Genomic DNA, 12,682 nt, shown 5'->3' with positions numbered 1-12,682 from the left:
GCGTGGCCCAGGGGGCGCGGCTGCTTCGCGCCCCCTGGCCTCACTGCATTCCGTAGCGCCGCAGCTTGTCGTAGAGCGTGCGCAACCCGATGCCCAGCCGCTGCGCGGCGCGCTTCCGGTTGCCACCCTCGTCCGCGATGGCCTGTTCAATCGCCATCCGCTCCAGCTCCTCCAGCGTCGTGTCCGGCAGGCGCACGCCCGCCGCGGGTGTGGCCGTGGGAGCCGGAGCACTGGTGGGGTCCAGCCACAGGTGGCTCGACTCCACCACCGCGCCGTCGGCGAGGATGGCCGCGCGCTCCAGGGCATTGCGCAGCTCGCGCACGTTGCCCGGCCAGGAGAAGGACTCCAGTCGCTCCGACGCCTCCGGGGACAGCTTCAACCCGGGCCGTCCCAGCTCCTCGCCAATGCGGCGCAGCAACAGCTCCGCCAGCGGACGCAGGTCCTCGCGACGCTCGCGCAGCGACGGCATCCGGATGGGGAACACCGCCAGCCGGTGGTAGAGGTCCTCGCGGAACTCGCCGTGGGCCATCATCGTCTTGAGGTCGCGGTTGGTCGCCGCCACCCAGCGCACGTCCGCCTCCAGCGTCCGGGTACCCCCCACGCGCTCGAAGCGCCGCTCCTGGAGCACGCGCAACAGCTTGGCCTGCAGCTCCGCCTTCAGCTCGCCCACTTCGTCCAGGAAGAACGTCCCGCCCTGCGCCAGCTCGATGCGTCCGCGCCGCTGCGCCACCGCGCCGGTGAAGGCGCCCTTCTCGTGGCCGAACAGCTCGCTCTCCAGCAGCGTCTCCGTGAGGGCCGCGCAGTTCACCGCGACGAAGGGCCCCTCCGAGCGCTCTCCCCACTGGTGCAGCGCCCGCGCGGCGACCTCCTTGCCCGTGCCGCTCTCGCCCACGAGCAACACCGTGGCCTGCGTGGGTGACACCTTGCGCAGCGCCTCCACCACGGGCCCCATCGACGGCGCGCCCCAGCTCAGCACCACCTCGCTGGTGGACTGACGCGCCTCCGCCTTGAAGTTCAACAGCGCGCGGCGCTCCAGCGCCCGAGCCACCGTCAGTCGCAGCTCCGCCGGACTTCCCACCGGCTTGAGCAGGTACTCGAACGCGCCGGCCTTCATCGCCGACACCGCGCTCTCCACCGAGCCCACCGCGGTGAGGATGACGACCTCCACGTCCGGCTGCTCCTCGCGCACCTTGCGCAGCAGCGTCAGCCCATCCATCCCCGGCATCCGCAGGTCCGTCACCAGCAAATCCACGCCCTGCTTCGCCAGGAGCCGCGCGGCCTCTTCGCCATCCGCCGCCGTCGTCACCACGTGGCCTTCGACCTCGAGCGCCTCCGCGATGAACGAGCGCACGCCCTCCTCGTCATCCGCCACCAGGATGCGCGCCATGGCTCAGGTCCCCCTCGCCGGGACGATGAGCCGGAACTCCGCGCCACCTCCGGAATGGGTCTTCGCGCTCACCGAGCCCCCATGCAGCTCCACGATGCGGCGGGTGATGGCCAGGCCCAGGCCCACGCCCCGCAGCCGCCCGGTGACGAAGGGCTCGAAGATGCGCTCCTCGTCTCCCTTCGGAATGCCCGGCCCGTAATCCCTCACGATGAACACGAGCGACTTGCCCTCCTGGGCCACGTCCACCTCCACGCGCTGCCCGGCCGGACTCACCTGCACCGCGTTGCGCAGCACGTTCTCCAGCGCCTGCTGGAAGCGCCCCGCGTCCAGCTCCCACTGCTCGCGGCTCGGCAGGTAGTGCGCCTGCACGCTGGACTCACCCGTGGCCTCCACCGCCGCGCGCAACACCTCGTTGGGGTCCGTCCCGGTGCGCCGCAGCTCTCCGCTGCGCACGAAGGACAGCAGATCATTCATCAACTGCTCCAACCGCACCGCCTCACCCACGATGCGGTCCGCCTTGGGGCGCAGCACCTCGTCCCGCTCCACGCGCTCCGCGAGCAACTGCGCGTGGCCCTTGAGCGAGGCCAGCGGGTTGCGCAGCTCGTGCGCCAGCACCGCCGACATGGTGCCCAGTGCCGCCAGCCGACGGCCTCGCTCCAGCTCCGCCGCCAGGGCCTCGCGCTGCGCCAGGGAGCGCGAGAAGGCGAAGGCCAGCCCCAGGATTCCCACGCACGACACCGCCGCGATGAACAGCAGACGCTGCGCGCGGTCCGTCAACTCCAGCGCGGTGACAGGCTCGAACTCGTAGCCGATGCGCAGGTTGCGGCGCGGCTCCTGCGGCGCCGGGTCCACCGTGGGCGCACCCCCGCTCGTCGTGACCGGGGCCTCCGGCTTCGGCTTGCGCAGTCGATGGATGAAGCGTCCCCGCCCCGCCTCGATGCGCAGCAGGGGGCCATCCTGAATCTCTCCCAGCGAGCCCTCACCCGACGACTCCAGCACCCGCCCGTCCTCGATGATGGCCACGTAGCGCAGGCCGCCCTCCTGGTTCGCCGCGAGGAAGGCATCGAGCGACTGCTGGCTCGGAGGACCCGAGCCCTCTCGGAAGGCCTCCAACCCGGAGTGCATCAGGACGTTGGCCATGCCTCGCACCACCAGCGAGGACGACTCCATCGCGGACCTGCGGATGAAGAGGACCGCGGACAGGAGCACGGCGCACATGAGCCCCGCCGCGACCCACGGCATCCACGGACCACGCGGCCTCCAACGGGACGCGCCGCTCATCGACGATGACCCCGCTCGGGGTGAATCCCACTCCATGAGATGCCTCCGCTCGCTGCGAACTCTGCATGCACGGTGCGGAATCCGCACTCCCTTCTCGCACGGCGTGGCGCCACGCGGGCTCCCCATTGCCTGGTTGCTGTCGAGCCCATGCGTTTCTCCCCGAGGGTTGGCGCGGCGCACAGGCCGCTGGAGCGCAGTCCGAGCAGGCGGCGACACGCGTCACGCCCACCCGTCCCGGCCTCCGTGTGCAAGCACGAGGCCCACGCCTCGCCAGGGGCCCACGAAGCCTCGCCCCCACGCGGCCCTCACGCCGCGCGGCCTGACCGATGGAGGCCCTCGCGGACCGCATGCGGAATCCGCACTCGGACGGCGCTTCTCGCAGCGCTCGCGCGGGTTTCCCCTGAGGTTTCAATGTGTTGAAAACTGGCAAGGCGCATGCAGTCACCCTGCTTCGGAACCGCCGGACGCGCCAGAAGCGCACCGGCCTTCAACGGGACATGGCTGCGATGACGATGCTCAAGAGAGCGTGGTTCAAGAGACGGCCCCACCGGATGACGGCGCTGACGCTGGGCCTCCTCGGCCTGGTGGCGACGCCAGGATTGGGCGCGGCGCAGACGCCCACCCAGGCTCCCGGCACGGAGCAGAACAGCGCCGCCCAGACACAGAAGGCTCCGGCCGACGCGCCCACCCAGGAAACGACGAAGAAGGACGCAGCCGCGCCGGTTCAGGGAACTCCCCAGGTCCCAGACAGCGCGCCGGTCCAGAGCCTCACGGCCCAGGCAGAAGAGCCCCAGGGCGTGACTGTCACGCTCGAGGAGGCCATCGCGCGGGCGCTCAAGGCGAATCCGCAGGTGGTGCAGGCAGAGGGCACCGTCACCAACGCGGCGTCGGCGGAGCTCAGCGCGGTGGGCGCCTACCTCCCTTCCCTCTCGGCGAACGCGACGGGCTCGCTCTCCAGCAGTGATCGCATCGTGCCCGATACAGGCACCGTCGTCTCCGGTTCCAACGACACGTACAGCGCGGGCCTGTCCACGTCGTGGAACGTCTTCACCGGTGGCCAGCGCAGCGCCACGCGCAAGCAGACCCGCGCGCAGTCCGGTGCGGCCGGGGCACAGCTCACCGCGCAGCGCGCCAGCGCCGTGCTCGACGTGGAACGCTCCTTCTACGAGGCCCTCCGTGCGACGGGCCTGGAAGAAGTGGCGCGCTCGCGCATCGAGCGGGCCAGGCAGAACGAAGACGCGGCGGAGCGGCGACTGGCGGTGGGCTCGGCGACGCGCTCCGACCTGCTGCGGGCGCGGCTGGACCACACCACGGCCCGGGAGGCGCTGCGCACGGCGGAGACCCAGCGCACCTCGGCGGCGCTGTCGCTGGGACGCCTCATCGGCGCGGACGGCCCGGCGCAGGCCCAGGCCGACGGGAACCTGGGCCCCAAGCCGTTCACGCTCACCGAGGCCGCGCTCATCACGGAGCTGGAATCCAACGCCCCCGCGGTGCTCGCCGCGGCCTCCACGCTGCGCGCCTCCGAGGCGGGCGTGAGCGTGGCGAAGGCGACCTACCTGCCCTCCGTTCGCCTGTCCGCCGGCTACGACTGGTTCAACCAGGACGCGAGCTTCAACGGAGGCAAGACGAGCTGGTCGGTGCGCCTGGGCCTCTCCTACCCCATTTTCGACGGCTTCCTGCGCGAGGAGCGGGTGCAGCGGGCCAGGACGCAGGAAGTCGTGTCCCAGGCGCAGCTCGCGGACACGCGGCGCGCGGTGAGGTCGGGGGCCAGCCAGGCGTTGGCTCAACTGCGCCTCTCCGCGGACCGCATCACCCTGTCCGAGCAGTCCGTGGAGGTGGCGCGCGAGGACCTCAAGGTGCAGGAAGAGCGCTACCGTCTGGGCGCGACGACCATCCTGGAGCTGCTGACGTCGCAGGAGAACCTGGTCCAGGCGGAGATCAACCTCGTGTCCTCTCGCTTCGACTACCGCATCGCACGCGCCGAACTGGAAGCGCTCGCCGGGAGGCCGCTGTGAGCATCGCCATGGAGAGTTCGACGGCGCGGGACATCGCGGACGTGGTCATCCGCGTGGAGGGCTTGAGCAAGGACTACACGATGGGCTCGGAGGTGGTGCGCGCGCTGCGCGGCGTGGACCTCACCATCCGCCGCAACGAATACGTGGCCGTCATGGGCCCGTCGGGCTCCGGCAAGTCCACCTTCATGAACCTCATCGGCTGCCTGGATGTGCCGAGCGGCGGGCAGTACTGGCTCAACGGCCAACCCGTGGCGGGGATGACGGAGAACGCGCTCGCGCGCATCCGCAACCGCGAGCTGGGCTTCGTGTTCCAGAGCTTCAACCTGCTGCCCCGCGCCTCCGCGCTGGACAACGTGGCGCTGCCGCTGGTGTACGCGCGCGTGCCCAAGAAGGTCCGCCACGAGCGCGCGGCGGCGATGCTGGAGAAGGTGGGCCTGGGCGCACGCAAGGACCACCGGCCCAACGAACTGTCGGGCGGTCAACGTCAACGCGTGGCCATCGCCCGCGCGCTGGTGACGCAGCCCGCGCTGCTGCTGGCGGACGAGCCCACGGGCGCGCTCGACAGCCGGACGGGTGAGGAGATCATGGCCCTCTTCGGGGAGCTGCATGCCCAGGGGCAGACGTTGATGCTCGTCACGCACGAGTCGGACATCGCGGCGTACGCGCGGCGGGTGCTGTTCTTGAAGGACGGCGTCATCGAGCGGGACGAGCTGAAGCGGAATTGAGCGGGACCGCGCATCGCGCGGCCACGAAGAGACCTGGAGGACGTCGTGAGCAAGGCGAAGAAGATGGTCATCACGGGTGTCGCGGCGGTCCTGATTGGAGCGGGCGTCTACGCCACCCAGCGGAGCACGGAGCCCGCCACACCGGAGCGCTCGGCGGCCGTCGCCGTGGTGGAGCGCCGGGACATGGAGGTCGTCGCGGAGTCCGCCGGCCTGGTGGAGCCGCTGCGAGTGGTGGAGGTGAAGTCCAAGGCGTCCGGCGAAGTGCTCCGCGTGCTGTTCGACACCGGCGACAAGGTGGAGAAGGACGCGCTGCTCGCGGAGATCGACCCGCGCGACGTGCAGAACGCGCTGGCCCAGGCGCAGGCGGACCTGGACTCCGCGCGCGTGCGACTGAACACGACGGAGGCCCAGCGCCAGCGCATGGAGTCGCTGCGTCAGTCCGGCTACGTCACCCAGCAGGAATACGAGACGACGGTGGACGCCTACGCCACCGCGCGGGCGGCCAAGGTGCGCGCGGAGACGAACCTCCAGCTCGCCAAGGAGCGCAGCCGCGACGTCACCATCCGCGCCCCCAGCGCCGGGACGCTGCTGGAGCGGACGATTCAGCCCGGGCAGATCATCGCGTCGGCCACGTCCAACGTGTCCGGTGGCAGCACGCTGTTCAAGATGGCGGACCTGTCCGTCATGCAGGTGCGCGCCAAGGTGGACGAGACGGACGTGGGCCAGCTCAAGGCGGGCCTCAAGGCGCGCGTGACGATGGAGGCGTACCCGGGAAAGACGTTCGTCGGTGAGGTCGTGAAGATCGAACCCCAGGCGCTGGTGGAGCAGAACGTCACCCTCTTCCCGGTGCTCGTGCGCCTGGACAATCCGGAAGGGCTGCTGCGCCCGGGGATGAACGCGGAGGTGGCCATTGAAATCTCCCGCCGCCGCGACGCCATCACCGTCCCCAACTCCGCCGTGGTGGGCCTGCGGGATGCCCGCGCGGCGGCGCTGGCGGTGGGACTCACGGAGGAGTCGGTGCGCTCGCTGATGCGTCCGCCGGGCTCCACCGGGGCGGGCCGGGGCCGGGGCGGCTCGGGGGGAAGCGGCGCGGACACCGCTCCACAGGGCCCGGCGTCGACGGGTGGCACCGAGGGCGCGCCCGTGGCGGGCGGCGACAAGGGCACCGTGGGCGCGGGCACGGCCACGCCGGTGAACGTGGCGACTCCCGCGACGGCCGCGGGTCAGGACGGCGCGGGTGAAGGCCGGCGCAACCGGGGCAACCGCGACGGCCAGCAGCCCCAGGGCGACACGCGACCGGGGCTCGTCTTCGTGCAGGGCGCGAAGGGGCCGGAGCCGCGCCGCGTGGTGCTGGGCATGAGTGACTGGGAGAGCTCGGAGGTCATCAGCGGGCTGGAGGCGGGCGAGCACGTGTTGCTCGTGTCGGTGGCGCAGCTCCAGCAGCAGCAGGCGCAGCGCAACGAGCGGATGCGGCAGGCGGGCGGCGGAATGATGCCCGGCATGGGTGGTGGTGCTGGCGGTGGGCGCGGCGGTCGTTAGTCGGCGGGAGGAGGAGGCAGGTCATGGGTGAAATCATCCTTGTGGCGTTCGACGCGGTCCTCGCCAACAAGCTGCGGTCGCTGTTGACCATGCTCGGCATCGTCATCGGCATCGCGGCGGTCATCACCATGGTGGCGTTGGGCGAAGGAGCCCAGCGCTCGGTGGAGCAGCGGCTGAAGACGCTCGGGACGAATGTCCTGACGGTGCGCCCCGGCCAGTCCTTCTCGGGCGGCCTCGGTCGAGGTCAGGCGTCGATGACCATCGACGACGCGGAGGCGCTGCGCACCAACGCCAAACACATCCAGGCCGTGGCGCCGGAAATCGAGTCGCGCTTCCAGGTGGAGTACGGCGCGGGCAACGCGAACCTGTCGGTGGTGGGCACGTGGCCGGCGTACTTCGGCATCAACGAGTCCCGCGTCGTCGCGGGCCGGATGTTCACCGACGCGGAGGACCGGGGTCGGCGGCGCGTGGTGGTGCTGGGGGCGCTGGCGGGCGGGCAGCTGGGGATTCGCGACTCCTCTTCGCTGGTGGGCGAGACGATTCGCATCCGAGGCATTCCCTTCGAGGTCATTGGAGTGCTGGCGGAGAAGGGCTCCCAGGGCTTCTCCAACCCCGACGAGAGCCTCTACATCCCGCTGTCCACCGCGCAGTTCCGGGTAATGGGCAGCGACCGCATCCGCTCCATCGCCGTGCAGGCCATGAGCGAGAAGACCATGGACGACGCCATGGCGGAGATCGACCTCAAGCTGCGGCGCGAGCACCGCCTGCGTCCCGAGGAGCCGGCCGACTTCAACATCCGAGACCAGGCCTCGCTGCTCGCGACGGTGCAGGAGACGACGCAGACCTTCTCGCTGCTGCTCGCCGGCATCGCCGCCATCTCCCTGCTGGTGGGAGGCATCGGCATCATGAACATCATGCTCGTCTCGGTGACGGAGCGGACGCGCGAGATTGGTCTGCGCAAGGCGCTGGGGGCCACGGGCACGGACATCCTGCTCCAGTTCCTCGTCGAGTCCCTCGTCCTGTGTCTGGCCGGAGGCACGCTCGGACTGGTGCTGGGAGTGGGGGGCGCGGCGGTGCTCCAGAAGCTCATGGGATGGACCATGGTGGTGGCCCCCGAGGCCATCGTGGTGGCCATCGCCTTCTCCGCCACCGTGGGCGTGTTCTTCGGCATCTGGCCCGCGCGCCGCGCCGCGAGCCTCGCGCCCATCGAATCGCTCCGCTACGAATGACGCCTACTCCCGGGAGCAACCCGACTGCTCCCAGGCGTCACACCCCGCTCAGCGCCCGGGACGCGCGCCCGGGTCCGCCTCGAACGCGGCGACGTCGTGGTAGTAGCGCTCGACCTCGGCCTGCGTGGACGCCTTCGTGAAGACCTCCGGACGCGGGTGGGCGATGGCGTCGAGGATGGCCTCCACGGCCTCCTCGACGGGCTGGGCCCCGGGCAGTGCGCGCGAGTCCGGCCCACCGCCCAGCGCATTGGCGCCGAACTCCGTGGCCACGACTCCGGGCATCACCACCGTGACGGAGATGCCTGGGTGCGTCTGGCGCAGCTCCAACCGGAGACAGGCGCTCAGCGCATTCAACGCGTGCTTGGCCGCGCTGTACGCCGAGCGGTGGGGTACCACGGGCAGCCGTCCCAGGGTGCTGGAGACGTTGAGAATCTGTCCGGCGTTGCGCGCCTGGAAGTGCGGCAGGACGGCCTGCATCCCATAGAGCGCGCTGTGCACGTTGTCGCGCCACATCGACTCCAGGTCCGCGTCGGTGAGCTCGGCCACGGAGCGGGTGATGCCGCGTCCCGCGTTGTTCACCCAGACATCGATGCGACCGAAGCGTTCGAGCGCCGCGTCACGAAGTCGTTCCACCTCCGCGCGAGCCGTCACATCGGTGACGACTGCGAGCGAGTCACGGCCGGAGCGGTTGGCGACAGCCTCCAGCTCCGTCCGACGCCGCGCGGCCAGCACCAGCTTCGCTCCACGCGCCCCCGCGACCCGGGCCAGCTCCGCCCCGATTCCCCCACTTGCCCCCGTGATGACGATGACCTTGTCCATGCGTGTCCCCTCGTGACGCTCGCCTGCCCCACGGAATCTACCTGCCCGAAAAGACTCTGGCGGATTCCCGGCGATGACGCCGAGGACTCTGTTCAATCGCGAGGACCCGGGCGTGGGCCTGTCTCCAGGACGGCCATGGCGCGGGCACCGTGTTACCCTTCTCGTCCGCTCTCGCCTCGGGTCGCTCGCACATGCCGTTCAGGATCTTCTCCTTCTCGATGCTCATCGGGCTCGGCGCGGTGCTGGGCCACCTGTACCTCTACCGACGACTGGTCCGTGAGCTGGTGCGGGGTCGCGCGGCCCGGTTCGTCGCCCTGGTCGTGCTGGGCCTCCTGACGTTGCTCCTGGGAATGCGGCGCACCGTGCTGGATGCCCTCCCCGAGGGATTCGAACGCATCGCGACGGTGACCACGTACACGTGGATGGGCGTGGCGCTCTGTCTGGTGATTGCGCTCGGAGCGACGGACCTCCTCCGGGCCCTCGTCGGCCTGGGACGGCATGTTCAACGGCGCTACGCGGCCCCACCACCCGCGCCCACGGCCACCGTGCCGGAGGCTCCGCCAGACGTCGAACTCCGGGTGGACGAGGAGCGGAGGAAGTTCCTGGGGCGCGCGCTGGCGGGAGGCGCCGCGCTCGCGGGCGGAGGGCTGGCGACGTACGGGAACTGGCGCGCCTATGCACCGCCGCTGGTGACGGAGCTCGCCGTCAGGATTCCCAAGCTGCCGCGAGCGCTGGATGGGCTCACCATCGTCCAGCTCACGGACATCCACGTGGGCCCCTTCATCCAGCGCCGGTTCATGGACGAGCTGGTGCGTCAGGCCAACGCCCTCAAGCCAGACCTCTTCGCCATCACCGGCGACCTGGTGGACGGGGACGTGCCCACGCTGGGAGGCGCCGTCGCCGCGCTCGGAGCCCTGCGCTCCCGCTACGGCAGCTACTTCGTCACCGGCAATCACGACTACTACTCCGGTGACGCGGAGTGGACGGCGTTCCTCCAGACGCTCGACATCCAGTCGCTGCGCAACCGCCATGTCCGCATCGGCGATGCGGGGGCATCCCTGGACCTGGTCGGCGTGGACGACTGGAGCGGATGGAGACGGCGCAACCAGAAGGGCTACGACCTGGACCTGGCGCTCGCGGGACGGGCGCCGGACCGGGCGGCCGTGCTGCTCGCGCACCAGCCCGCGAACTTCAAGGTGGCCGCGGAGCGAGGGATGGACCTCCAGATTTCAGGCCACACCCACGGCGGGCAGCTCCTCCCGATGACGCTGTTCATCGGCCTCGCATGGGAGCACGCGGCCGGTCTCTACCGGCACCAGGACTCCCACATCTACGTGAGCCGGGGCTGTGGCTTCTGGGGGCCCCCCATGCGCGTCGGCAGTCCCCCGGAGCTGGTCAAGCTCGTGCTCACCACGTAGCGGGCACGTCCGCCCTCACTTCGCCAACGAGGCGCGGGGCGTGTAGCGCCAGAACCGCTGGAGGTGGCCACAGCCCTGACAGGCCAGCTCCACTTGAAGCTCGCCGCCACGGGCGGCCGTGGCGGGGACGACGGTTCGCATGGACTGCTCCGCGCGCCCACTGCACGCACGGCACACGCCCACCGTCTGGATGAACCGCGAATTGCGCGTCACCACGCCGTCCTCGCAGGAGCCACACCACCAGACGTGATAGTCGACGGCACCGCTCTGCTCCTGCCGGCGTTGCTCATCATTCAGATGGAGGTCATCCATCTCCTCGTCGAGCAGTTCCCGCGCCTGACCACAGTGCTGGCAGACCTCCAGCTCCGAGCGTTTCGACTCCCCCTGCCCTGCCGGACGATTCATGGAGAGCACGACGACCACGGCCGACACAAAGCCCACCAGCAGGACGACGAGCATGAGCATCATCGGTTCGGCTCCAGTTCCACGGAGTGCAGCGCCTTGCCCGTCAGGTCATGGATGGCGACGGTCATCACGCCACTGTCGCCCTGGATGCGGACGCTGCCGAAGTACTGCTGTCCTTCCCACGGTGCCGCGTTCATCACCGTCGCCGGCTTGTGCCACTTGACCTCCGGGCCGAAGGTCTCATCGAGCAGGCTGGGGCCGAAAGTGCCCGCGTTGAGCGGACCCGCGACGAACTCCCAGAACGGGTCGAAGTCGCGGAAGCGCGCGCGGTCCGGGTGATAGTGGTGCATCGCCGGGTAGTGTACGTCCGCGGTGACGAACACCACGTTGCGCACCTTCCGCTCCTTCAGGAACGACAACAACTCCGCCAGCTCCAGCTCGCGTCCCAGCGGGGCACCCGGACCGTTGGCCCACGCCTCCATGAGGTAGGCGCCATCCGGCAGCTTCTCCGCCGGGATGATGAGTCCCAGCGGCATGCTGGTCGCAATCACCTTCCACGTCGCCCGGGAGGCCGCCAGCGACTGCTTGAGTCCGTCGAGCTGCGCGCGTCCGAGGAACGTCGTCTCCGGTCCCTGCTGCTCCTGCCGATTGACGGAGTTCGGCGCCCTGAACGCGCGCACGTCTGGAATGAAGACATCCAGCAAGGGCCCCTGTGAGAGCTGGCGATGGATGCGGCCCTCGGCTCGCGCGGCGCCGCCCACGGGCGAATACTCGAAGAACGCCTGACGCGCTCGCGCGCCGAGCACCCGTTCGTCCGAGACCTGCGTGTACCGAGGGTCGTCCGCGAGGCTGCGCCCCGGATACCAGTTGTTGCGCACCTCGTGGTCATCCCACTGGTACGCAATGGGCACGTCCCGCGCGAGGGCTCGTAGCGAGTCGTCCAGGAAGTTGTAGGCGAAGTTCCCGCGCAGCTCCTCCAGCGTCTCGGCGACCTTCGACTTGGCGGGAGTCACCTTGTTGCGCCACACGCGCCCATCCGGGAGGACGACCTCCGTCAGCAGGGGGTTGTCGGCATAGATGGCGTCGCCGACGTGCAGGAAGAAGTCGGGGCGCAGCGCATGGACGGCCGCGTAGCCTCGATAACCGCCCCACTCCGGGTTGATGCCCCAACCCTGGCCACACACGTCCGCGCTCCACGCGAAGCACACGTCCTTGGCCGAGTCCGGTGACGTGAGGAACCGCCCGCGCCACTCCTCGCCGGTGACGCCGCCGTCCTCCGCGAGCACGCGCACGAAGACCTCGCGCCCCGCCGGCAGGCCCGTGAGGTCCACCACGCCCGTGAAGTCCGTCGCGGCGGTGAGCGCGGCGCCCTCCACGCGATGCACGCCCTTCACGAGGCGGGAGTCCTCGCTCCACTCCACCACGAGCCGCGAGGCCCGGTCCGCCTTGCCCCAGACGGTGACGGCGCCGGTGCGCAGGTCTCCCATCTGCGCGCCCAGGGGTAGCGACGGCCCGGGACGTGGCGCGCGCACCGAGCGCGTCGAGGCACAGCCCGCGGCGGTGACGGCGAGCCCCTGGAGCACGGTTCGTCGAGTGAGGACAGTCATGGTGCGCACGCTCCGAGGAAGGAACCGGCCCTCACACTAGGGCCACTTCCGCCAGGCATCCAGCACCACCGCCGCCACCCGAAAGCCACGCATGAACGAGACCTCCGGCAAGAGTCGCGAATTCCGGACGCGCGTATGACGTGTCAGGTCAGCGACGCGAAGCAGCCCGCACTCGCGACGACTCCCCCCACCCATTTGACGACGCCCCGTGATGACAGCCATAAATCCGCCCATGCGGACATTCTGGCTTTATCCGA

The 12,682-nt window shown here is 70.3% G+C and carries 10 protein-coding genes; 5 read left to right on the top strand and 5 right to left on the bottom strand.

Annotated elements, in window-relative coordinates; translation table 11 throughout:
- Positions 1–40: 40 nt before the first annotated feature.
- Both HUA75_RS10400 and HUA75_RS10395 read right to left on the bottom strand, forming a co-directional pair.
- Complete coding sequence (locus HUA75_RS10400; protein WP_141645657.1) at positions 41–1,387, bottom strand: sigma-54 dependent transcriptional regulator; 1,347 nt, start codon at positions 1,385–1,387, stop codon at positions 41–43.
- A 3-nt stretch (positions 1,388–1,390) separates the two neighbouring features.
- Complete coding sequence (locus HUA75_RS10395; protein ID WP_246137460.1) at positions 1,391–2,605, bottom strand: sensor histidine kinase KdpD; 1,215 nt, start codon at positions 2,603–2,605, stop codon at positions 1,391–1,393.
- A gap of 569 nt (positions 2,606–3,174) precedes the next feature.
- On the opposite strand from HUA75_RS10395, the gene HUA75_RS10390 reads away from it, so the two are divergent.
- The 4 genes from HUA75_RS10390 to HUA75_RS10375 are packed head-to-tail and all read left to right on the top strand — an operon-like array spanning position 3,175 to position 8,176.
- Positions 3,175–4,683: a TolC family protein gene (locus HUA75_RS10390; RefSeq protein ID WP_254627484.1), complete on the top strand. Its 1,509-nt coding sequence runs from the start codon at positions 3,175–3,177 to the stop codon at positions 4,681–4,683.
- Positions 4,684–4,691: 8 nt separating this feature from the next.
- Positions 4,692–5,408: an ABC transporter ATP-binding protein gene (locus HUA75_RS10385; protein WP_141645674.1), complete on the top strand. Its 717-nt coding sequence runs from the start codon at positions 4,692–4,694 to the stop codon at positions 5,406–5,408.
- A gap of 45 nt (positions 5,409–5,453) precedes the next feature.
- Positions 5,454–6,947, top strand: coding sequence for an efflux RND transporter periplasmic adaptor subunit (locus tag HUA75_RS10380; RefSeq protein WP_174486273.1), 1,494 nt, complete (start codon positions 5,454–5,456; stop codon positions 6,945–6,947).
- Between the two features lie 23 nt (positions 6,948–6,970).
- Positions 6,971–8,176 (top strand): ABC transporter permease, encoded by a 1,206-nt coding sequence (locus HUA75_RS10375; protein ID WP_141645341.1) that lies wholly within the window; start codon positions 6,971–6,973, stop codon positions 8,174–8,176.
- 48 nt (positions 8,177–8,224) lie between these two features.
- Here the strand turns inward: HUA75_RS10375 and HUA75_RS10370 are convergent, their stop codons facing one another.
- Complete coding sequence (locus HUA75_RS10370) at positions 8,225–8,995, bottom strand: SDR family oxidoreductase (RefSeq protein ID WP_174486272.1); 771 nt, start codon at positions 8,993–8,995, stop codon at positions 8,225–8,227.
- A 191-nt stretch (positions 8,996–9,186) separates the two neighbouring features.
- On the opposite strand from HUA75_RS10370, the gene HUA75_RS10365 reads away from it, so the two are divergent.
- Positions 9,187–10,413, top strand: a complete 1,227-nt coding sequence (locus HUA75_RS10365) for a metallophosphoesterase (protein ID WP_174477010.1) — start codon at positions 9,187–9,189, stop codon at positions 10,411–10,413.
- 15 nt (positions 10,414–10,428) lie between these two features.
- On the opposite strand, the gene HUA75_RS10360 is transcribed toward HUA75_RS10365, so the two are convergent.
- Both HUA75_RS10360 and HUA75_RS10355 read right to left on the bottom strand, forming a co-directional pair.
- The gene (locus HUA75_RS10360; protein ID WP_141645338.1) at positions 10,429–10,881 is read right to left on the bottom strand and encodes a hypothetical protein; all 453 of its coding nucleotides are present in this window, start codon (positions 10,879–10,881) and stop codon (positions 10,429–10,431) included.
- Positions 10,878–12,425 (bottom strand): alkaline phosphatase, encoded by a 1,548-nt coding sequence (locus HUA75_RS10355; RefSeq protein WP_174486271.1) that lies wholly within the window; start codon positions 12,423–12,425, stop codon positions 10,878–10,880. Before HUA75_RS10355 ends, HUA75_RS10360 begins: the two co-directional genes overlap by 4 nt.
- Positions 12,426–12,682 lie beyond the last annotated feature (257 nt).

This window comes from Myxococcus sp. CA040A, from assembly GCF_013336725.1.
GTDB lineage: Bacteria > Myxococcota > Myxococcia > Myxococcales > Myxococcaceae > Myxococcus > Myxococcus llanfairpwllgwyngyllgogerychwyrndrobwllllantysiliogogogochensis.
This window is presented reverse-complemented; position numbering and strand designations above follow the sequence as displayed.

Excerpts from the sequence above, each read along its gene's own strand:
- HUA75_RS10355 (WP_174486271.1), bottom strand. The coding sequence starts at position 12,425 with ATGACTGTCCTCACTCGACGAACCGTGCTCCAGGGGCTCGCCGTCACC.
- HUA75_RS10395 (WP_246137460.1), bottom strand. The coding sequence starts at position 2,605 with ATGTGCGCCGTGCTCCTGTCCGCGGTCCTCTTCATCCGCAGGTCCGCG.
- HUA75_RS10375 (WP_141645341.1), top strand. The coding sequence starts at position 6,971 with ATGGGTGAAATCATCCTTGTGGCGTTCGACGCGGTCCTCGCCAACAAG.
- HUA75_RS10385 (WP_141645674.1), top strand. The coding sequence starts at position 4,692 with ATGGAGAGTTCGACGGCGCGGGACATCGCGGACGTGGTCATCCGCGTG.
- HUA75_RS10365 (WP_174477010.1), top strand. The coding sequence starts at position 9,187 with ATGCCGTTCAGGATCTTCTCCTTCTCGATGCTCATCGGGCTCGGCGCG.
- HUA75_RS10390 (WP_254627484.1), top strand. The coding sequence starts at position 3,175 with ATGACGATGCTCAAGAGAGCGTGGTTCAAGAGACGGCCCCACCGGATG.
- HUA75_RS10360 (WP_141645338.1), bottom strand. The coding sequence starts at position 10,881 with ATGATGCTCATGCTCGTCGTCCTGCTGGTGGGCTTTGTGTCGGCCGTG.
- HUA75_RS10400 (WP_141645657.1), bottom strand. The coding sequence starts at position 1,387 with ATGGCGCGCATCCTGGTGGCGGATGACGAGGAGGGCGTGCGCTCGTTC.
- HUA75_RS10370 (WP_174486272.1), bottom strand. The coding sequence starts at position 8,995 with ATGGACAAGGTCATCGTCATCACGGGGGCAAGTGGGGGAATCGGGGCG.